The 21044-nt window shown below is 61.5% G+C and carries 19 protein-coding genes; 12 read left to right on the top strand and 7 right to left on the bottom strand.

What is annotated here, in order from left to right:
* Positions 1-27 precede the first annotated feature (27 nt).
* Positions 28-1476: a catalase gene (locus K0V07_RS16060; protein WP_220622408.1), complete on the bottom strand. Its 1449-nt coding sequence runs from the start codon at positions 1474-1476 to the stop codon at positions 28-30.
* 123 nt (positions 1477-1599) lie between these two features.
* Here K0V07_RS16060 and K0V07_RS16055 point away from each other — a divergent pair, with 123 nt between their 5' ends.
* Complete coding sequence (locus K0V07_RS16055) at positions 1600-2484, top strand: LysR family transcriptional regulator (RefSeq protein ID WP_220622407.1); 885 nt, start codon at positions 1600-1602, stop codon at positions 2482-2484.
* A gap of 206 nt (positions 2485-2690) precedes the next feature.
* Here the strand turns inward: K0V07_RS16055 and dapF are convergent, their stop codons facing one another.
* Entirely contained in the window at positions 2691-3548 is an 858-nt protein-coding gene (dapF, locus tag K0V07_RS16050; RefSeq protein WP_220622406.1) for a diaminopimelate epimerase, read from the bottom strand.
* Between the two features lie 146 nt (positions 3549-3694).
* On the opposite strand from dapF, the gene K0V07_RS16045 reads away from it, so the two are divergent.
* Positions 3695-5845, top strand: a complete 2151-nt coding sequence (locus K0V07_RS16045) for a DNA polymerase domain-containing protein (protein ID WP_220622405.1) — start codon at positions 3695-3697, stop codon at positions 5843-5845.
* Between the two features lie 32 nt (positions 5846-5877).
* On the opposite strand, the gene K0V07_RS16040 is transcribed toward K0V07_RS16045, so the two are convergent.
* Both K0V07_RS16040 and K0V07_RS16035 read right to left on the bottom strand, forming a co-directional pair.
* Positions 5878-6408 (bottom strand): DUF5069 domain-containing protein, encoded by a 531-nt coding sequence (locus tag K0V07_RS16040; protein WP_220622404.1) that lies wholly within the window; start codon positions 6406-6408, stop codon positions 5878-5880.
* On the bottom strand, positions 6405-8804 hold the full coding sequence (locus tag K0V07_RS16035) for an RNB domain-containing ribonuclease (protein WP_220622403.1): 2400 nt from the start codon (positions 8802-8804) through the stop codon (positions 6405-6407). The genes K0V07_RS16040 and K0V07_RS16035 overlap by 4 nt, the downstream gene beginning before the upstream one ends.
* A gap of 383 nt (positions 8805-9187) precedes the next feature.
* Between K0V07_RS16035 and K0V07_RS16030 the strand changes: the two genes are divergently transcribed.
* Both K0V07_RS16030 and K0V07_RS16025 read left to right on the top strand, forming a co-directional pair.
* Positions 9188-10063, top strand: coding sequence for an NTP transferase domain-containing protein (locus K0V07_RS16030; RefSeq protein WP_220622402.1), 876 nt, complete (start codon positions 9188-9190; stop codon positions 10061-10063).
* Positions 10064-10085: 22 nt separating this feature from the next.
* The gene (locus K0V07_RS16025) at positions 10086-10721 is read left to right on the top strand and encodes a hypothetical protein (protein WP_220622401.1); all 636 of its coding nucleotides are present in this window, start codon (positions 10086-10088) and stop codon (positions 10719-10721) included.
* 32 nt (positions 10722-10753) lie between these two features.
* Here the strand turns inward: K0V07_RS16025 and K0V07_RS16020 are convergent, their stop codons facing one another.
* Positions 10754-11596, bottom strand: a complete 843-nt coding sequence (locus K0V07_RS16020; RefSeq protein ID WP_220622400.1) for a PIG-L family deacetylase — start codon at positions 11594-11596, stop codon at positions 10754-10756.
* Positions 11597-11826: 230 nt separating this feature from the next.
* Between K0V07_RS16020 and K0V07_RS16015 the strand changes: the two genes are divergently transcribed.
* From K0V07_RS16015 to K0V07_RS16005, 3 genes are all read left to right on the top strand, one after another.
* The gene (locus K0V07_RS16015; RefSeq protein WP_220622399.1) at positions 11827-12894 is read left to right on the top strand and encodes a hypothetical protein; all 1068 of its coding nucleotides are present in this window, start codon (positions 11827-11829) and stop codon (positions 12892-12894) included.
* Positions 12895-12963: 69 nt separating this feature from the next.
* Complete coding sequence (locus tag K0V07_RS16010) at positions 12964-13878, top strand: NAD-dependent epimerase/dehydratase family protein (RefSeq protein WP_220622398.1); 915 nt, start codon at positions 12964-12966, stop codon at positions 13876-13878.
* Between the two features lie 42 nt (positions 13879-13920).
* Complete coding sequence (locus tag K0V07_RS16005) at positions 13921-15315, top strand: porin (protein WP_220622397.1); 1395 nt, start codon at positions 13921-13923, stop codon at positions 15313-15315.
* A 93-nt stretch (positions 15316-15408) separates the two neighbouring features.
* Here K0V07_RS16005 and K0V07_RS16000 read toward each other — a convergent pair whose 3' ends face one another.
* Together K0V07_RS16000 and K0V07_RS15995 are read right to left on the bottom strand one after the other, a co-directional pair.
* Positions 15409-16245: an NAD(+)/NADH kinase gene (locus K0V07_RS16000; RefSeq protein ID WP_220622396.1), complete on the bottom strand. Its 837-nt coding sequence runs from the start codon at positions 16243-16245 to the stop codon at positions 15409-15411.
* 22 nt (positions 16246-16267) lie between these two features.
* Positions 16268-17020, bottom strand: coding sequence for a TlyA family RNA methyltransferase (locus K0V07_RS15995; protein ID WP_220622395.1), 753 nt, complete (start codon positions 17018-17020; stop codon positions 16268-16270).
* Positions 17021-17172: 152 nt separating this feature from the next.
* Here K0V07_RS15995 and K0V07_RS15990 point away from each other — a divergent pair, with 152 nt between their 5' ends.
* Genes K0V07_RS15990 through K0V07_RS15970 form a run of 5 tightly spaced genes read left to right on the top strand, consistent with a single transcriptional unit; the run spans position 17173 to position 21041 of the window.
* Positions 17173-17628, top strand: a complete 456-nt coding sequence (locus K0V07_RS15990; protein ID WP_220622394.1) for a hypothetical protein — start codon at positions 17173-17175, stop codon at positions 17626-17628.
* Between the two features lie 38 nt (positions 17629-17666).
* Positions 17667-17873 carry a hypothetical protein gene (locus K0V07_RS15985; protein ID WP_220622393.1) on the top strand — a complete coding sequence of 69 codons (207 nt, stop codon included), beginning with the start codon at positions 17667-17669 and terminating at the stop codon, positions 17871-17873.
* A gap of 28 nt (positions 17874-17901) precedes the next feature.
* Positions 17902-18846 (top strand): 16S rRNA (cytosine(1402)-N(4))-methyltransferase RsmH, encoded by a 945-nt coding sequence (rsmH, locus tag K0V07_RS15980; protein ID WP_220622392.1) that lies wholly within the window; start codon positions 17902-17904, stop codon positions 18844-18846.
* Positions 18847-18849: 3 nt separating this feature from the next.
* On the top strand, positions 18850-19266 hold the full coding sequence (locus K0V07_RS15975) for a hypothetical protein (protein WP_220622391.1): 417 nt from the start codon (positions 18850-18852) through the stop codon (positions 19264-19266).
* Positions 19266-21041 carry a penicillin-binding protein 2 gene (locus K0V07_RS15970; RefSeq protein ID WP_220622390.1) on the top strand — a complete coding sequence of 592 codons (1776 nt, stop codon included), beginning with the start codon at positions 19266-19268 and terminating at the stop codon, positions 21039-21041. Before K0V07_RS15975 ends, K0V07_RS15970 begins: the two co-directional genes overlap by 1 nt.
* Positions 21042-21044 lie beyond the last annotated feature (3 nt).

Below are 21044 nucleotides of genomic sequence, written 5' to 3'. Positions count from 1 at the left end.
GTGGTTGCGCGAAGCTCTGCCCCCTGATCAGGAGGGGACACTCAGCCCGACGGCCTTGGCCACGCCTTCACCATAGGCCGGGTCAGCCTTTGCAAAGTGGCTGATCTGGCGCAGCTTGATTTCGTCGGGCACGCCGTCCATGGCCTCGGCGATATTGCTGAAGAGGCGCTGCTTCTGCTCGTCGTTGAAGAGGCGGAAGAGATCGCCCGCCTGCGTGTAGTCGTCGTTGCCTTCGCGGTGGTTGTACCGGTCGGCATCGCCGTCGATGCGCAGAGGCGGCTCGGCCACGGACGGGTCTTCCTGCGGGCCGTTCATGGAGTTGGGCTCGTAGTAGGCGTCCGGGTTTTCATTGAAGTTGTCAAAGAACCGCATGGAGCCGTCCTTGTGGTAGTGGTTCACGGCGCTCTTCGGGCGGTTGACCGGCAGGGCCTCATAGTGTGTGCCCAGACGGTAGCGGTGCGCGTCGGCGTAGGAGAAGACGCGGGCCTGGAGCATCTTGTCCGGTGAGTAGCTGATGCCGGGCACGATGTTTGAGGGCGAGAAGGCCGCCAGCTCGATGTCGGTGAAGTAGTTCTCCGGGTTGCGGTTGAGCTCCATTACGCCGACGTCGATCAGCGGGTAGTCGCCGTGTGGCCAAACCTTGGTCAGATCAAAGGGATTGTAGGGCGTCTTTTCAGCGTCCTTCTCGGGCATGATCTGCACCTTCACATCCCACTTCGGGAAGTTCTTCTCCTCGATGGCACCGTAGAGGGCCTCCTGATAGCTCTCACGGGTTTCGCCCACGACCTTGGCGGCCTCGGCGTTGGTCAGGTGCTTGTGACCCTGCTGGGTCTTGAAGTGGAACTTTACCCAGAAGCGTTCGCCCTTGTCATTCCAGAAACTGTAGGTGTGCGAGCCATAGCCGTTCATGTGCATGGGCGAGACAGGCAGGCCGCGGTCGCTCATGAGGATGGTGACCTGGTGCAGGCTCTCCGGCGAGAGCGACCAGAAGTCCCACATCGCGGTGGGGGAGCGCAGGTTGGTGCGCGGGTGGCGCTTCTGCGTGTGGATGAAGTCCGGGAACTTGTAGGCGTCGCGTACGAAGAACACGGGGGTGTTGTTACCGACCAGGTCCCAGTTGCCTTCCTCTGTGTAAAACTTCAGGGCAAAGCCGCGCACGTCGCGCTCGGCATCGGCGGCACCCATCTCCCCGGCCACGGTCGAGAAGCGGGCCAGCATCTCTGTCTTTTTCCCGACCTCGGAGAAGACCTTGGCGCGGGTGTACTGGGTGATGTCATGGGTGACGGTAAATGTCCCGAAGGCTCCCCAGCCCTTGGCGTGGACGACGCGCTCAGGGATGCGCTCGCGGTTCTGGTGGGCGAGCTTTTCCAGCAGCTGGTAGTCCTGCATCAGCAGGGGGCCGCGTGCGCCGGCCGTGAGGGAGTTCTGGTTGTCGGCGATGGGATTGCCGGCGGAGGTGGTCAGTCGTTTGGCCATAGTTTTATCGAGTAGCTGGGGTTAGATGACGTTTAACGGTTGGTTTGTTAACGCAGACTATAGTGAAAAAACTTCCATTGGGGAAATACATAGTTATTATACGCTTCATAGTTTAAGACTATTATGGAAATGCATCAGCTGCGCTACTTCGTCGAGCTGGCCCGGCAGGGAAATTTCTCGCGGGCGGCGGCGGCGTGCTACGTGTCCCAGCCTTCGCTGAGCCAGCAGATTATGAAGCTGGAGGACGAGCTGGGGCAGCCGCTCATCCACCGGACCCGCAAGGGCGCACTGCTCACGCACTTTGGGGAGGCGATGCTCCCGCGCGCCCGGCGCATCCTCCTGGAGGCCGAGTGCATCCGCGACGAGGCGCAGGCCCAGAACGACCAGACCTGCGGAAAAATCAACCTCGGGGCCATCCCGACGATCGCACCTTTTTTACTGCCGTCGCTGATGGAGCGCTGCCTGGAGAAGTACCCGCAGATGCAGCTCTCACTCGTCGAGGACACCACGAATGATCTTGTCGCCGCGCTGCGAAATGGACGACTGGACTTCGCTCTGATGAGCCGACCTTTTCCGTGGGAGGATGAGCTGGAGGCCATCACGCTTTTCGAGGACGAGCTCCTCGTCACCGTGGCTAAAAACAGTCCTCTGAATAAGCGCCGCCGCATCAAGCTCGACGATCTCGCCGAGCATTCGATGATCGTGATGAAAGACATGCACTGCCTGGGACGGCAGAGTATCTCCCTGTGTGAGTCCTCCGGATTGAGCCCGAAAGTCTCGATCGAAAGCTCACAGCTGGAGACCGTCGTCTCGCTCGTGGAGAGCGGGCTGGGTTTTTCCTTTATCCCTAAAATGGCCGCCACACAGATGGAGCACCGGCAGGTCGGGTTTCACTCCGTCTCCCCGAAGCCGGTGAGCCGCGACATCGTGCTCGTCTGGTCGGGGGCGGGCAGCCTTACCCGTACGCAGCAGGCCTTCCGCGACGAAGCTGCGGCTAGCAGGACATAGTCCTGCACCACTGATGTCGCCGCCAACGCGTCGGTATGGGTAGTGGCGATTGACGCCAACACACACAAAGTCAGCTCGCCTCTCTTCCGGGAGGGGCAACTTTGTGGGCCAATTACCATTGACTGCGTGCAATGGGGCAACGCCCCATCAATGTCCAGTGCGGTCACGCACTGCGGGGTATGGGGGTGCAGAGCCCCAAAGCATAACTACGCCTCAGGCAGGGTCTGCTTGAGGACGGCCTCGTCCATCTCATAGCGGCCGACGCGGGTGGCGGGGCCGACCATGTTGATGGCGAAGTCCTCGCCGATGCGGATGCCGATGTCGCCGCCGGGGCAGTGCACGGTGATGTCGCTGTCGCAGGCACCCATCTTGTGGGCGACGGCGGCGGCGGCGCTGCTGCTGGAGCCGGAGGCGAGGGTGTAGCCCGCGCCGCGCTCCCAGATCTCGATCTTGATGTTGTTGCGGTCGATGATCTGAAGCAGCTGTACGTTCGTGCGGTTGGGGAAGCGGCCGATCATGGTCTCAAGGATCGGTCCGATTTCGCAGGCCAGCTCCTTGGTGACTTTTTCCATCGGCAGCACGACGTGCGGGTTACCGATAGTGGCGGCGTAGCTCGTCCAGGTCTTACCCTTGATTTCAATCGGCTCGTCGAGTACCTCACGTGGCTCGCCGATGACGGGGATCTTTTCGCTGTCAAAGCTGACCTTGCCCATCTCGACTTCGATCTCATCGCCGCCGTCACGCACCTCGCAGGTGACGATGCCGCCCAGCGTTTTCACGGTAAAAGGTTCACCGCTGACGCGACCGGTGTCGAAGAGGTAGCGCGAAAAAATGCGCAGGCCGTTTCCGCTTTTCTCAGCCTCGCTGCCGTCCGGATTGAGGATGCGCAGCGCGAAGTCCGCCTCGTCGGTCTTTTCGGGGCCGTAGAGGATGCCGTCCGAGCCGAGCCCGAAGTTGCGGTGGCAGATCTTGACCGTGTCCTCGGGGGAGGGGCACTGCGGGCAGTCCTGCGGGTCGAGCACGAGGTAGTCATTACCGAGAGCGTGGTATTTGGAAAAAATCATGCCCCGATTTAAGCGGCTCGCAGCCGGACTCATCAAGCCCAATCACCGATGAGCGCGCGGTTGGCCGTATCACTGGCCGGTAATCACACCAAGCAGGTCGCTTACGGGTTGAACTTCGCGGCGGCGGCAGTCAGCGTGGGCGGAGCATGTCTGATACCTCTGAAAAACCTTCCCTGTGCGGCCTGTGGGCTGATCCCGAGGGCGGCATCCACCTGGCTGAAGCCAGCGCAGACGGGACGCGCACGGTTCGCCGCGTGGACTTTAGCCCCTACGCCTGGTGCCGCAGGGGTAGCGGTGAGCCGCTGGCGGGAAAGGGGAGCTTTGACCGGCTGGAGCATTTCGAGGATACGGAGGATTATCAGGCGTTTTTAAAAGAGACCCCGCGTGAGGACGTGGTGGCGGTCAAACCGCTGGAGCAGCAGTATCTGCTGGAGACCCGTGACCGGCTTTTCGGTGGGCTGCGCTTTGACCAGTTGCGCCGCTGCCAGCTCGATATCGAGACGGCCTGCTCAGAGGAGGGCGGGTTCCCCAGCCCACGCCGCAAGGAGGACCGCGTGCTGGCCATCGGGCTGAGCATGGGGGGCGAGGATCATACGCTCGTGCTGGAGGAGATGACGGATGCGGCCGAGCGCGTGCTGCTGAAGTCGCTCAACGACGCGCTGGAGGAGTTGGACCCCGATGTCATCGAGGGGCACAATATTTTCAAGTTCGATCTGGAGTATCTGCGGCGGCGTTGTGGCCGCTTCAAGGTGCCGTGCCGATGGGGACGCTTTGGCCAGGAGGCTTCGTTCCGCAACAGCCGTATCCGCATTGCCGAGCGCTGGATCGACTTTCCGCGTTGCGACCTGCCGGGGCGCACTGTTTTCGATACCTATCTGATGATTCAGATCTACGATGTGACCACGCGCGATCTGGCCTCGTATTCTCTGAAAGAGGTCGCCGTCCACCTCGGCATCTCTGACCGCGAGACGCGCACGTATCTGAAAGCTCATGACATCCAGAAGGCGTTCGCTGAGGATCGGGAAACATTTCTGAGCTATCTCGGGGACGACCTGCGCGAGACCGAGGGCGTGGCTGCGCTGCTGCTGCCCACCTATGTGGCGCAGATCAAGAGCTTTCCTATGACGCTGCAGGAGACCTGCCTGCGCGGCACGGGTGGTAAGGTGGATCTGCTGTTTCTGGAAAAGTATTTCCACGCCGGGCAGGCGCTGCCCGATCCGCCGCCGGTGGACCGCTTCGAGGGGGCGTACTCGCGCAGCTTTGTCACCGGCGTGTATAAACATGTGCTCCACTATGACGTGGCCTCGCTCTACCCGAGCCTGCTGCTGCACATCGGCCGCAACCCGGCTGGCGATTCGCTCGGTATTTTTATCCCCATGCTAAAGGAGCTGCGTGAGGAACGCCTGCGGTACAAGGCGCTCGCCCGCGAGGCCGAGAGCGCCGAGCTGCGGGCCGAGTACCAGGCGCGGCAGGCGAGCTTTAAGATCCTCATCAACTCTTTCTACGGTTACCTGGGTTTTGGCGGGGCGCGCTTCGCGGACAGCGAACTGGCGGCGGAGGTCACCCGGCGCGGTCGCGAGCTGTTGATCAAGTTGATCGAGGCCTTCGAGCAGGAGGGCTGCACCGTGCTTGAGGCCGATACCGACGGTATCTACGTGAGCTCGGAAAAGGATTTCGCAAATCCCGAGGGGCTGCTCAAACGCGTCGCCGGGGATATGCCAGTCGGCATCGATCTGGAGTACGACGGGAGCTATCCGGCCATGCTCTGCTACAAGGCCAAAAACTATGCCCTGTACGACGGCGAGCAGCTGCGCATCCGTGGGTCGGCGCTGCGCTCGCGCGGTATCGAGCCCTACCTCAAGGCGCTGACCGACCAGCTCATTCGCTATCTGCTGGGGATGGATGCGGAGCCTCCCCAGGCGCTGCTCGATACGTATCGAAAATCCATTACGTCCGGCGAGATGCCGGTCGAGGAGCTGGCCAAGCGTGAGTATCTGTCTATGAACCCCGAGGTGTACCGCAAGAGTGTGGAGACCTCGAAGAAGCCTCGCCGGGCCTCACTGGAGGTTGCGCTAAAAATGGACCCGCAGCCGCGTATGGGCGAGCAAGTGACGTACTTCCTCACCTATGGGGAAAAGAAGCGAACGCCGGACTGGCAGGTGGCGCGCCCACTGGAAGGCTTTGACTCAAAAGACTGCCCGTATAACGCCGATGCCTACCTGAAGAAACTCGACGACTGGGAAAAACGCTACGCGGAGTTTCTGCCCAGCCAGAGTGAACAGACCGAGCTGCTGTAAATGAGTGAGGGCGCTTAGCCCCCATTAGACATTTATGCCTTGGCGGCGGAGCGCTGTTTGACCCAGTCGATGACGGCGCGGTCGTCGTCCTCGTGCTCGGCTACGATGCGCAGGAACTCGGCCGGGTGGATGTCATGCTCCTTGAGAAAGGCGCGGTCGCCGCCACAGCCGTACATGGTGTCGTCGTCGAGTTCGCCGTGGAGCTTTGCCTTTGCCTTTTCGATGATGCGGGGCAGCCAGCGGATGCCGTCGACCTCCGCGTCCTTGGGCGTGTAGCTGTCGTTGGATACGATCTTACCGCTCGCTTTGCCCTTCATCTTCTCGAAGAAATAGTTGCGGCGCACGTCGCAGATCATGGCAAAGGTCGCGAAGTCTGGCTCGCCGGAGCTGACGTAGTCCTCGGCGAAGTCGTAGATCTCCTGCGGGGTGATGCCGTTGGCACGCAGCCACATCTCCTCGTCTGTGTCGAAATAGGTCTGGGCGTCGCGCTGGCCGCCTTCGTATTGCGTGACCGCTTTTTCCCAGATGCTGTGCAGGTGTTTCTGGTAGTCGTAGTGTTTCATCGGTTGCGCTTTCTGCGTTGCTTTTTCTTCGGGTTGGAGGGTTTGCGCGCCTTTTTGAGCTTCGGCACAGGTTTATCTCGTGCGATAAACTTCGCGGAGTCCGGGCCGAGGCCGTAGTCCTTTTCCTCGTCCTCGACGATATGGAAATCGATCTGGCGCTTGAAGCGGTCCACGCGCTCAACGGCGACCTTGATGGTCTGCCCGAGCACGTACTGCTTGCGGCGTCGGCGCCCTTGCAGGGCGGTGCCATCGTCCGAGAGGGTGTAGAGGTCGTCCTTCAGCGTGGATACGTGCACCATCCCAAAGGCCATCGACTCAGTCAGCTCGATGAACATGCCGTGGTTTTTGACGTCGGTGACGATGGCCTCGAAGACCGAGGGCTTCTTGCGATTGGCTTCACGCTCGAAGAACTCCAGCAGCTTGATCTTGACGGACTCGCGCTCGGCCTCGGTTGAGTTCTGCTCGGTCAGGGTGAGGTGATCGGCGATGCCGTCGAGGTCGCCCTTGGTGTACTTCATGGACGCGCGCGCCGGGGCGGTGTCGAGCCCGTGCTTGGCCAGGTAGTAGTCAAAGATGCGGTGGACGACGAGGTCCGCATAGCGGCGGATGGGCGAGGTGAAGTGCGCGTAAAAGGTTTTGTAGAGCCCGTAGTGGCCGTCTGTTTGCGCCCGGTAGCAGGCCTGCTTGAGACTGCGCAGGAACTGGATTTTCAGCGGGTAGTTCTGCGGGTGGTCGTTGATCTTCTTGAGTAGGCGCGTGACCTCGGGGCGGTTGGTGAGATCGCCCACCGCGATGCCGACGGTCATCATGTGGTCGCGCAGTTCGTAGAGCTTTTCGGGGTCGGGCTCGTCGTGCACGCGCGAGATAAAGGGGATGGCTGCCTCGAACAAGGCCTTGGCCACGGCCTCGTTAGCGGCGAGCATAAACTCCTCAATGAGCTGGTGGCTCTCGTCGTTGACGATGCTCTCGATGCGGTCGGCGTAGCCGTTTTCATCGACGAAGATTTTCACCTCGGACATATCGAGGTCGAGGCTACCCTTTTGCATGCGAGCCTTGCGGAGCTTGTCGGCGATGTCCCAGCAGCGACGGATCGTCTTCTGGATTTTGTGCATCTCGCGGTCGTCGAGCTCGGTGAGGGCGCGACCGGTGGAGCCGGTCTGGTGCGCGGGCGGCAGCGGGGTGCCACGGATCTCGGCGATGTCGTCCTTTTTGAGGAATGCGTAGGCCTGCCGATACGTCAGGCGCTTACTGGAGCGGATGACGGTGTTGGCAAAGGTGGTGCCGGTGTGCTTGCCGTTGCGGTCGAAGTCCAGAAAGACGGCCTTGGTCAGGCGGTCCTCGTTCTCAACCAGTGAGCAGATACCGTTGGAGAGCGCCTGCGGAAGCATCGGGATGACGCAGCCGACTAGATAGGTGGAGTTCCCCCGGCGGCGGGCCTCCTTGTCGAGCTGGGAGCCGGGCTTGACGTAGGCGGACACGTCGGCGATGTGGATGCCGATGCGGCAGCCGCCCTTGGCGGTCTCCTCGTAGGAGAGGGCATCATCAAAGTCCTTGGCGTCGTCCGGGTCGATGGTGAGGGTGAACTTTTTACGGCAGTCCAGCCGCCCCTTGACCTCGCGCGAGGAGACTTGGGCGGGCACCTTGGAAACTTCGGCGAGGACGGCATCCGGAAAGGTCGTGTCCAGCTTGTACTTGTGGAGGATTGCCTTGAACTCGGCGCCGGGCTCATGGGTTTTTCCCAAGACCTCGGTGATGACCCCCTCGGGGTTGAGGTGGCGCATCTTCCACTCCAGCAGGCGGACAACGACTTTGTCGCCCTCCTTGGGCTTGGGGAAGACCTCGGCGCGCTCGGGCGGGGGGACGAGGATGTCGTGGATGATGCGGGGATCGTCCGGCACGACGTGGTGGTACATGCGGGACTGCTTGAGCGTGCCGGTCAGGGTGGGGTGGGCGCGCTGGAGCACGCGGATGACGCGGGCCAGGGTCTCTCCATCGCGGAGGCGGTTGCGCTTGTCACGGCCACGCTGGCGGCGCGACTTTTCGTCGTGGAGGCGGACGAGTACCTTGTCCTCGTGCAGGGCGACACCGGTATCCTCAGCGAGGATGGTGAGAGGCTCGCGCGGTGGCTTGCCCGGCTGGCGGTCGGGCAGCAGGAGCGCGCGGCCACTTTGTCGAAACTTGATCGTACCGCTGACCAGGTCTGCATCGTGGGGGCGGACAAAGCGGTCTCCCTTGACCTTGGCGATGAGGCCGTCGTCGAGCAGCTTGTGCAGGGTGCGGCGAAACTGCTTGCTCTCGCGCTTGCTGAGGTCGAGAGCTTTGGAGAGGTCGGGTTGATTGAGGGGGACGTAGTCGGGCCGGCTGAGGGCTTCGATGATCTTGCTTTCGAGATCCATAAGGTAAATATACACGCTGACCAAGGGCGGTAGCGAGTGGAAAGAATAACGCCCCGACCGAAGGGCTTTTCAAGCCACAGAAGGGATTTGTTTTAGGGATGGGAATGCTGTTTGGGGCTATGCGCCCCCAACCCCCGCCAGGGCGAAGCCTGCACTTTCGGTCCAGCGTCCGGGCCTCACCCAAACGCTGGACCGACTTTGAGGTTCTCCTTGGGTGGCTTGTCCACAATGGCTATTTTCCCGCACACTGTTCATGGGACGGTCCAGTTTCCACTATCCGCTGACATGGGGCGGAGCCCCATTAATCGGATCAAACGCCGAGCGTTTGTTGGATTCGCGGGTTGCCAAAGCAAGGGGCGGTGGCGATGCTCCCAGGCTGACTTATGAAACCGACTCTCCTCGTCCTCGCCGCTGGCATGGGTAGCCGCTATGGCGGCCTGAAGCAACTCGACCCGATGGGGCCGCAGGGGGAAACCCTGCTGGACTACTCCCTGCGTGATGCCCGCGAGGCAGGCTTCGAGAAGGCCGTCTTTGTCATCCGTCGGGATTTCGAGGAGGCTTTCCGCCAGGGAGTGGGGGACAAGGCTGCGGCCTTCATGGAGGTGGACTACGCCTTTCAGGCGTTGGACGATCTGCCTGCCGGTTTCAGTGTGCCCGAGGGGCGCGTGAAGCCATGGGGCACGGCGCATGCGATTCGTGCCGCGCGAGATGCAGTGAGCGATCCCTTTATCGCCATCAATGCGGATGACTACTACGGGGCGGATGCCTACGCGCGTATTTTAAAGCATCTGTTGGCGCTTGATCTTGCCGACGCCAGCGAGCTGTGCATGGTCGGCTATCCACTGAAAAACACCCTCTCCCCGCACGGGAGTGTGAACCGCGGGGTGTGCCGGCTGGACGGTGAGCTCCTGCGCACGGTGGAGGAGCACACGGATATCTGTGCAGAGTCTGACGGCAAGGTGCGTGGCGTGAACCTCGCGGGTGAGCGGGTAGAAATTCCTGAGGAGGCACCGGTTTCGATGAATTTCTGGGGCTTCATTCCGGCTGTTTTTGACGTACTGGAGGAGCATTTTACAGCCTTCCTCAAGGCGCATGGGACTGAACTCAAGTCCGAGTGCTACATCCCGACCGTGGTGGACGACCTGATCCGTGCCGGGCGTGCCCGCTGCACCGTCCTGCCCACCAGTGGGGAGTGGTTCGGGGTGACCTACCCGGCGGACAAGCCCCGCGTGCAGCAGAGACTGCTTGCGCTGGCGTGATGATTCTTACTTAATGGCGGGCATGCTGCCCCGCCCCTTGCTGTTAGCCTTTGTTCTTTTAACCGGCTGCCTCGCGGCGGCCCGTGCCGACACCTTTCAGGTGTACGTGTTTTACGCGACTCCGGCCTGGCTGGAGGCTAAGGGCTATACCGCGGGTGACCAGAAGCCGATTGAGTTTGTGGGCGCAGACGGCAAACCGCAAAAGCTGTATCCCGCACCAGAGGCGGATCTGGAACTGGCTGAGGTCATGATCAGCTGTGTCGGCGAGGATGGCCTGACCTTGATGGCCTACGGTGAGCTGGCGCAAACGGAGCCGCTGGTGTGGGAGCTTAACCAGACCTACACGCTACGCTATGCCAAGATGCCGGAAACCGACGGCCAGCCCGCAGGCACAGAGGAGCGCGCAGTCGGGCTGAGCGCGAGTATCCGCGTCGACGAAAATGATCCGCGCGGCTGCGAACTGAAGATCAGTTATGTCACGCTGGAGAGTTGGGTGCCGCAGGAGCCGGGATCATCGGTGCTGCTGCCCGTCCTCGCAACGCGGGAGTCCCGCACCAGGGTCCGCGTGCCGGACCCGCTTTTCTGTGCAGGTGGCTTGAGCCGCGCGGGTGAGGAGGTCCTGTACTTAGTCGTGCAGCGCGTGACGAGCGGCGATTAGTGTCGGTTACCGCCTTGGTCGCTTGAAGGCCACTATTCCCCGGCCAGGTTGTCGAGGATCTCGTGGCGGAAATTTGTCAGGACGGAGTCCGCCCAGGCTTGGAGCGGGGGAGCGTCATCACGGGTGAGCGCGGTCAGGTCGATGGCGTAGCTGACGGCTTCCTCATGATCCACTGCGTGTGACTCTAGAAAGGTGGCGTTGGCGCGTCGGCGGCCTTCGATGGCGAGGTCGTAGCGTTTGCCGCCCTCGATCTGTGACTCAAAGACCGCGCTGAGCTGGCGGGCCAGCTCGTCATGCCCGCTGACGGGGAGCACGAGCTTGAGGGAGTCGGGGAGCCAGTCGAGCCCGCGCCAGACCTCGCAGCCGAGCACCTGAGTCGGGCGCAGCCGGAGGGGCAGCTGCCGGATGGCCTCCAGTACGGCCATCAGCACACCGACGTGGGTGCGGTGTTTATCAAAGGGGTTGTGCGTATAGATGATGCTCGGATGGCACTCTCTGAGGATTGCGACGAGGTCCGCGACGAGGGGAGTGCGGAGGTCTTTCTCCTTGGCGATGGAGCTGGGATGCTTCAACTGCGCCATAAACGTGTACTCGCCCAGCCGGGCGGCAGCTTTCTGCTCCTCAATGCGGACGGCCTTCATCTGCTCATCGCTGTACTCGGCAAAGCGTCCCGCCCTCGCGCTGCCGCCGCCATCGGTGCACGTCACCCCGGCGAAGCCACGCTCACGCGACTGGTACCCGGCCAGGATGCCGTGCAAAGCCATGAACTCGAGATCGTCCTGGTGAGCACCGATACCCAGATGCGTCGTGCGCCCGAAGGCCTTAGTGGACTCACCGGGGAAATACAGATCGGCATGGGTAAGCTGAAGCGGCATGAGAGGGGAGGTTCGATGAAAATATCTGAGCTGGCAAGCATGCCCTCGGGCGAATTGCCCATCTGGCTGAAAATCTACGATAGCTGCACTCGTTTAACCAATATGCATTCAGCCCCATTGTGAATGAGGCTTAGTCCTTATATTCTGCTGTAACATCTGGTAATTGCAAACTTCGCGCTGGATATCAGGCATCAAGACCGTTTGTGTAGGGGGATAACCCTCCGGTTTCTATGTCAGAAAGAGCTGTTCTCGTTGATAAACTCCCCCCCGTTAAGGGTGCCGATGCACAGGCACCCCTACGCGCTCATGATTACTCGCCCCTGCATACGGGCGAGGCTGCTACCGAGAGCCGTACTGAGGTGCCCCGGCCCGACGATGTGACGATCACGGGTTTCCAGCGCATGACGTACTACTCCTTCGTGCTGGACCTGATCGTCTTCGGCTTGATGGGGTGTTTTTTCCTGACTCAGGCTATCCGCCGCAAGGCATCCGTGCACTACGGTGCGATGGTTGGCTTCGGGGCCTTCCTCATGGTGCTGGCTGCGAGCTTCTTCATCGCAAAGATGCGCTACGCAGACTTCCTGTGGGGAGCGGAGGATACCTACAACTTGCTGGTGCGCGGGATTTGCTGGACGATTCTGGCACCGTTCCTGTTCTTCATGCTTTCGCGCCTCATCCACGTGGCGAAAAAGGACCTTCCCGTGTACGTGGTGATGTTCGGGATGGCCGCCGGGCTGTTCTTCTTTATTGCGCTTTCAAATGTCGCCGGCATGGCGCAGGGCTTTCAGATGGTGTTCGCGTTGGGCTCGTTTACGTGCTCGGCGAGTTTGATCGTCATGCTGTTTTTCACGCTCGGCTCGCTGCCTGAGGATGACGTGCCGGAGGAGCTGCGGCGCGGGATCACGACGATCGTGTTGGTGATCGCCTGCGGCTGGTTCCTCTATCCGTTCCTCAACCTGCTTTCGCGCTTCCTGCCGAGCAGCTCGCTCTATCCGATGCTGCTGAACCTGGTGGATCTGGTCACGGTTTCGCTGATCGCCTATGGCTTCTATCAGGGGGCTGGTCGCAAGGCTGCCCGTATCATGATGAAGCCGGTCTTCAACAAGGCCCGCATCGCTCCCTCGACCATGAGCGTGGAGGAAATCATCGAGGAAGAAGAGCCGGTGGTCGATGAAGATGCTGCCTACGCTGAGGAGCCGAAAGAAGCGGTTGGCGGAGACGATGATGATCAGGCTTCTCGGCCCAAGCCGAAGTTCCGCCGCCCGGCCAAGCGGATGAAAGATCCCGAAGAAGACTGAGCACGGCTTGCCATCGGTGCATCTTTCCTTTTGCTTGGGTTCTCTCTCACCTGAACCCCTTATCTATCTGTGTCTGATAAAACTGATCCCCACCAACCGAAACTCATCATCTTCGGCTGCGGCTACGTCGGCCGTGAAGTCGCCCGCCAGGCCCTGGAAAAGGGCTGGGACGTGCGCGCGCTGACCCGCAACCCGGACAAGGCTGCCGAGCTGCGTCAGCTCGGCCTCTCCCAGGTCGTAGTGGCCGACCTCGACGAGGATACCTGGCATGACCAGCTCGATCCGCACCCGGACTTTGTCCTGAACTGCGTCAGCTCCGCCGGAGGCGGGATCGACGGCTATCGCAAGTCCTACATCGATGGGCAGCAGTCCATCCTGAAGTGGGCCGCCAATGGCCACGTCGGCACCTACGTCTACACCAGTGCGACCAGTGTTTACCCGCAGACCGAGGGCGAGTGGGTGGACGAGTCTGCGTCCACGGACGGAGCCTCTGAGCATGGCTCGCTGCTGCTGGAGTCGGAGTCTCTGCTGCAGGGCGCGCGGGGCATCAGTCGCTGGTTCGTACTGCGACTGGGTGGGATCTATGGTCCCGATCGTCACTACTTTGTGGACAAGCTCCGGACGGGCGACACGACCTTCCCGGGGTCGGGTGAATCATGGCTCAATCTGATCCACCGCGACGATATTGCCAGCGCGGTTTTCGCGGCCTTTGAGGCACCTGCGGAGATTGCCAAGCGCGTGTACAATGTGGTCGATGGGCAGCCTGCCTCGCGCGGCGAGATCATCGGCTGGCTCGCGGAGCAACTCGGGCAATCGGCGCCGACCTTTACCCCGCAGCAGGCAAGTGCCCGCGACAGTGGCCGCCGCTCAAGCGGTGGTAAGCTCCCGAATCGCCGGATTGATGCCGGGCTGATTGAGCGTGAGTTAGGCTGGCAACCGGCTTTTAAAAATTTCCGTGACGGGTTCACGGGATTGTTACACTAAAGGTTTTGCCAGTACGGGTGCGGTTATGGCTTTGTTCGAGCCATGCCGCTACTCTCTCGCATCGCCCTGCTCGGGCTGCTGCTGGCTGCTCCGCTTGCCCAGGCCGCGGACGAGGAGCTGATCCGTTTGCTGGAGCAAAAAGGCTACCTCTCCGAGAAGGAGGCGAACGAGATTATCGAGAGTGACGGGAGCTTCGACTTTAAACCGAACTCGAAGCGCACAGAGGAGCTGACCGTGGGCGCGCTGCTGCAGTTTCAGTATAACTACATGCAGGCGCAAAACGGTGGCGGACCCAACCCGGCAACGCGTAACAACTTTCAACTACGCCGGGCCTATCTCACCCTGGAGGGTAAGATCGGCGACGGCTTCGGCGCGGTTATCGTGCCGAACTTTGGAGACGCCAAGGCGAGGCTCGACCATGCCTACGTTTACAAGGAGATCGAAAACCCCGATATGAAGTTTTACGCGGGGCTGAGAAAGGTGCGCTTCGATGAAGAAGAATATTCCTCGACCTCGAAGTTGCGCACGATCGAGCGTTCGCTGGTGACGGACTACTGGGGGAACGATACCGGGACCGAGAACCAGATCCCTGAAGGGACGGAGGCCAACGGCGACCTCGGCTTTGCCGCCCAGCACATGGGGCTCTTTGGTGACTGGAAGATCGACGATAACTTCGGGGCCGAGCTTGCCCTGGTTAACGGCTACGCTTCTTCCTCACCGGGGAACACCTTTCAGAATAAAATCGGCGTTTACGCGCAGTTGCGCAGCTCCTGGGATCTGTCATCGGAAGAGGGTGAGACGATGAAACTGCAGGCTGGCATCAATACCGGATACCAAGCCTCCGGGAACTCCTACTGGCAGCCTACCGCTAACGGGGCTTCGGCCTCGGCGACCAACCTCTACATCGGTAATTCAGACTCGGATGCCAGCTCCATCGGCGTAAACCCCTACGTGATTTTCCAGTGGGACGGGTTTATGATTTCGGGTGAGTTCCTGATGAACTGGGTGGAGAACGGGAAGCTCTACGACAACGCACAGCTCAGTGCGGCCTCGGGTGGTAACGTGACGGCATCCAGCCAGGCTATTCCGTGGGGGATAGTCGTCACGCCCTCGTACCGTTTCTTCGACGACTACGAAGTGGTCTTTCAGTATGCCTACATCAATACAGATGGTCGCGGTGTGCAGATCGACGGCACGGTGCCGAATGCTCCCGATGTCGGCCGACTCTTCTTTCAGGAGGCGCAGTCCTTTTATCTCGGCTTTAACTGGTACATCCTCGGCGACGACCTGAAACTCCAGTTCGGGTACAGCTATCTGGACTACTCGGGCCAGTACAACATGCCCAACGGGGGTACCGTTAATCCCGAGAGCGGGTCATTCACCGGAGCAGGTTACGGGCTGCATATCTTTCGCGGGCAGATCCAGGTGATTTTCTAAACGGCGGCGTGTGTCGCGGCTCCTGGCCGAGATGCGAGGGGCAGACCAGATATCACAACAACGACCTCGCTGATGCGTGATGCCAGGGCCGGGTCAGGATTCGATGGATTTCTCGTCGCCCCACATGAGCTTACTGCGCAGGATGCGGAAGTGCGAGTAGTTGGGCGGTTGGAGCAGGGGGACGGTTTTCTCCGCCCGGCGTACGCTCAGGGGCAGTTGGCAGCCCTGAAAGGCGAGGTTCCCGTCCACTGAGATGACGGGGGGCTTGCCCTTGGGGGAGCAGCTGATGCAGAGCTGCGACTTCGAGGGGAAGATCATGCTGCGGTTGGTCAGGGTGTGCGCGCAGATGGGGGTCATCCCGATGACATTGGAGTGCGGGTGGATAATCGGTCCCCCGGCGGAAAGGTTGTAGGCGGTCGAGCCGGTCGAGGTGCAGAAGATCAGGCCGTCGGCCCAGTAGTCGGTGACCAGCTCGCCATCGCAGCTGACGCGCAGTCCGATCAACCGCTGGATGTCAGTGCTTTTCAGGACGACATCGTTAAACGCGTAGGCGACTTCGCCACCGGCGGATGTGCACTCGAGGATCGAGCGTTCCTCAATGATGTACTCGCCTTCGAGGATGCGCTTGAACTGCCACTGCGCCTCCTCCACGGAGAAGGTGGCCAGAAAGCCGAGCTTACCCTGATTGATCCCGAAGACCGGCACCTGGTGGGTCATCGACTCGGGCACGGCGGAGAGCAGGGTGCCGTCCCCTCCGAGTACGCAGCAGGCATCGACGCCCTTGAGGAAGTCCTTCTCCAGCGGGTGGCTGGTGGTCAGTCGGCTCTCGACACCTGCGTCCGCACAGAGTGAGGCGAGCATGTCTCCCAGCTTGTGCGCGCCCTCTTTTTGCGCGTTAACGACCAGAGCGATTTTCGAGATGGGCTTCATCGGACGTGAGTGAGGGGAGAGCCTAGGCTTCGGCCCGGCGCAGACCAAGCAAAAACTCCCGGTTGCCGTCGCCGCCGGTGACGGGGCAATCCATCTCGCCGACGACGTGCGCGCCGGGGAGGTTGCCCTCGGCGAAGAGCCGGACGGTGGAGAGGGTGCGTTGGCGTACCGCGTCGTCGCGGATGATGCCCTTCGTGCGGCGGGTTTCCTCCGGCCCGGCCTCGAACTGGGGCTTCACGAGCGCGATGAGCAGCCCACCTGGCGTGAGCGCCGGCCAGACGGCAGGCAGGACCTGGGTGAGCGAGATAAAGGAGAGGTCCATCGTGATCAGCCCATAGGAGGGGTGGGGCAGGATGGAGGGGTCGAGGTGGCGGGCGTTGATGCCCTCCAGATTTGTCACGCGCGGGTCCTCCAGCAGGCTGGGGTGGAGCTGTCCGTGGCCGACGTCGATACAGGTAGCGCTGGTCGCGCCCATTTGCAGGGCGCAGTCGGTGAAGCCGCCGGTGGAGGCCCCCACGTCCAGCAGGTGGACGCCGGAAATATCTTCGGGGAACCGCTCCAGGTAGGCGGCGAGCTTGTCGCCCCCCCGGCTGACGAAGCGGGGCGGGTTCTCAACCACGAGGGCGGTGTCCGGGGGCAGGAAGCGTCCCGGTTTGGTCACGGGCTCGCCGCCGGAGAGGCTTACCCGGCCCTCCAGGATGAGGCGGCGCGCCTGGCTGCGGCTGGCAGCCTGCCCGGCACGTACGAGGAGGTCGTCGGCGCGTGTTTTTTCCATTTTAACAGTTGGTTGAGAGCATCTTCCAAAAACACGGAACGGCCTGGATGCCGAGTCAAATTGCGGGATGCGGTGGATTTTTTACGTTGACAGGGGTGGCGAAGTGGGGTGATGTGGGTCGAAGTGGAACGGATATCCTCTCTCTTCTCTCCATGAATCTTTTCGAACAGGGCCTTTATGCCGGTGAATTTCGGCACAATCTGGACGCCAAAAAGCGTCTGACGGTCCCGTCGAAGTGGCGATTCGATGGGGACGAGAAGGCTCTGTACCTCGCTTTCCGCAACCCCTGTGGCTGCGTGACCGTTTACCCGCCCGCGATGGTGGAGCAGCTCAAGGCTAAGCTCTCGTCGCTGAAGCTGGGTGACCAGAAGGCCCAACGGGCGGTCATGAAGCTGTTCAGCGGCGCGGACCAGTTCACCATCGACAAGAATGGCCGAGTCAACCTGAGCGAGCGTCTGTATCAGCAGACTGGTATCAGCAAGGAGGTCGTGCTGGTCGGTGGCGTTGACAAATTTCATCTGTGGGAGCCTGAGCGCTACGAGGCCTACATTTCGGCCGAGGACGACGAGGGCGACCTCAGCGACGTTCTTAACGAACTCGGACTCTAACTTCTTCTTTTTTCATCTTTTTTAACCGAACACCTAACATGAGAATCAGCCAGGAACTCTATAATGCCGGTATCCTGGGGCATCAGGAAACCCGCAAGCCGACCACCTTCCGGGTGGTCGCCGATCACGCTCCGCGATTTGGCGAGGGCGGTCCTCTGTTCGAGGCCTTTCAGCGCCGCGAGCAGTCTACCAAGGTCAACGCTCGCGGATGGAGAGCTCTCTCCCATGTGCTGCGCCTTCGCTAGGCAGGCACCGGAAGCCCTCTTAAATAGGATGGCCGGCCATCTGCCTGTGATGCTGCGAGAGGTCCTCGACCTGCTTGCTCCGCAGCGGGGCGGCCACTTTCTGGACGGGACCTTCGGCGGCGGCGGCCACAGCCGCGCCATTCTGGAGGCCAGCCCGGAGGTAAAGCTCACCGCGCTCGATCGCGACCCTGACGCCGCCCTCCGCGCCCAGCACCTGGGCGAGGAATTTGGCAACCGTTTCAATTTCTACCACCTGGAATTTTCTCAACTACAAACACTGACTGAACACGATTACGCCGGGGCTCTTTTCGACCTCGGCGTATCCTCTTTCCAGCTCGACGAGGCCGCCCGCGGTTTCTCGTTCGGCAAGCCCGCCCCCACCGACATGCGTATGGACCCCAGCACCGGCATCAGCGCCGCCGACTTCCTCGAGACTGCTCCCGAGGCTGAGTTGGCGCATGCGGTGCGTGATCTGGGTGAGGAGAAAGCCTGGCGCCGGGTGTGCCGGGCCATTATCGAGGCGCGCGGCACCGGTAAGCTCGCCCGGACTGATGCGCTGGCCACTCTGGTGGCCTCGGCCATCCCGCAGCGCGGCGGCAAGCCCTCGCGTATCCACCCGGCGACGCGGACCTTTCAGGGCATCCGGATGGCCGTCAACGACGAGCTCGGTGTGCTTGAGCGCATGCTTCCGGCTGCTTTCGAGCGCCTGGCCCCCGGCGGTGTGCTGGCCATTATCACTTTTCACTCGCTCGAAGACCGCCCCGTGAAGCGCTTTTTCAACCATCTGGCGGGCCGTCCTGAGCACGCCGGTGACTCCCGCCCGCAGGACGAGCGGACCAAGCTCGCTGAGCTGCTGACCCGCCGCCCGCTCACTCCGAGCGAAGACGAACTGACCGCCAACCCCCGGAGCCGTTCGGCCAAGGTACGCGCTGTGCGCAAGCTGCCCGCCGTCGGAGAACTTCAACCAGCCTGAGCCATGCATTATTTTAAAGATCTTAATTCCTACCGTTGGCTTTCGATCGGCCTGTGCCTGATGATCCTGCTCGTCGCCGTGGGCGGCTCGCTCGGGATCGTGTGGATGCGTACCCAGATCACCGGCACCGCCAAGCATGTGGCCCAGATGGAGCGCGACCTGCGCGCCCTCGATAACGACAACGCCACGCTGTCGGCGCGCATGGCCCGCGCCCACAACCCGGAGTTTCTCATCACTCATATGCCCGCCGGTCTGCGCCCGACCAGCGGTAACCAGATCGTCTGGATTCAGGCCAGTGCCCAGCCTTCCTATCTCGCGCAGGCGCGCCAGAGCGCTCCTGCAGAAGTCGCTGCCAGCGGCTCCTCCTCCGTTTCTTTCGACCTCGCCCTCCTTAACCAGCCTCGGGATCCGCAGCCCTGATGAATCGCTCCTTCGTCTCCAGCTTCCGCTTTATCCTGATCGTCGTTGGCATCGTCGCTTGTTTTGCCGTCGTCTTCAGTCGACTGTTTTACCTGCAGGTGATTGACCAGGATAAGCTGAGCCGGATCGTTGAGAGCAACCGCAAGACCTTTCAGGTCATCAGTGCCCGCCGTGGTGACATCGTAGACGCGCGTGGCGAGCTGCTGGCTACCACCCACGAGGTGTACCAGGTCGGCGTGGACCCGCACGCGATCAAGGAGGAAGACTACGAGAAGATTTCCGCTCTGGCCTCCATCCTGCGTGTGCCGGAGAGCGAGATCCGTGAGAAGTTCGATACGCGGATGCGTGAGGTCAACGGCCCGCACGGCCCTGAGCTGCGCGACATCCACTGGCACAAGCTGGCGGACAACATCAGCCGCGATGCGCTCATGCGTATCCGCGAGCTGGACATGAAGGCCGTTTACGGGAACCCGCAGTATCGCCGGGTTTACCCCTCGACCTCGCTGGCTGCGCACACCGTAGGCTTTATTAATAAAGAAGGCACCGCCGTGACCGGAGTGGAGCAGTGGCTCGACTTTTACCTGCGCGGGCAGGACGGATGGCGCGAAGCCGAGCGTGACGGTCGCCGCCGCGAGCTGGTGCAGTTCCAGACACGCGAAGTGCAGCCGCGCTCGGGTCTGAATGTCGAGCTGACCCTCGACATGGTCATTCAGCACTTTGCCGAAGAGCAGCTCAACGAACTGGTCAAGCAGTACAAGCCCAAGGGGGCGACGATCATCGTGAGTGAGCCGACCACCGGCTACATCCTCGCGCTGGCCAACTATCCGACCTACAACCCGAATGTCTTCTGGAAGTCTCCCACCGAGGCTCTCCGTAATCGTGCCCTGACCGATGTTTACGAGCCGGGCAGCACCTTTAAGATCGTGGCCGCCGCGGCTACTCTGGAAGAGCGTCTTATCCGCCCCGAAGACGAGCTCGACTGTGGTCTGAGTTCGGTCGAGTACAAGGGCCGCGAGGTGCGCCTGCCGCGTGACGACCACCATCTGGGTAAAATCTCGATGGAGCAGGTCGTGGTTAAGTCCAGCAACCGCGGTGCCGCGCTGCTGGGTATGCGCCTGGGTGACGACCGTCTTTACAAATACGCCCGTGCCTTTGGTTACGGTGAAAAGACCGACCTCGGTCTGAACGGGGAGACACGCGGCCTGTTGGCTGAGCCTGCCCGCTGGGACGGCTTGACGATCAGCCGCCTGCCGATGGGCCACGCTGTGGGCGCGACACCGATGCAGGTACACATGGCCATGGCCACTGTGGCTAACAGCGGAGTGCTGATGAAGCCCCAGGTCGTGCGCCGTCTCTTTGACGAGCATGGCGAGACTGCCGTGAATTTCGATCCGGTCGCCCGCCGCCGCGTGGTCTCATCCGATACGGCACGCACCGTGGCCGGTATGCTGGCAAAAGTCTGTACCCCCGATGGCACCGCACGGCGGGCTGCCGTCCCCGGCTATGAGGCCGCAGGTAAGACGGGTACGACGCAAAAAATCGTGAACGGGCGCTACTCCAGCCGCCATCACGTAGGTTCTTTCAGCGGGTTTTTCCCGGCTTCTTCTCCGGCTCTGGTCATCACCGTCGTGGTGGATGACGCTCAGCTCGACGGCATTGGTTATGGCGGCGTTGTCGCTGCCCCGGCTTTTAGCGAGTTGGCGAAGAAGTGTGCGGCTTACCTCGGCATCCCGCCGAGCGAGGACAAACCCATGCTGGCGCTTTCAGAAAGGTAATTG

Source organism: Ruficoccus sp. ZRK36 (genome assembly GCF_019603315.1).
Classification (GTDB): domain Bacteria; phylum Verrucomicrobiota; class Verrucomicrobiia; order Opitutales; family Cerasicoccaceae; genus Ruficoccus.
Note: the sequence above shows the minus strand (reverse complement) of the source record. Positions and strands in the feature narration are given on the sequence as shown.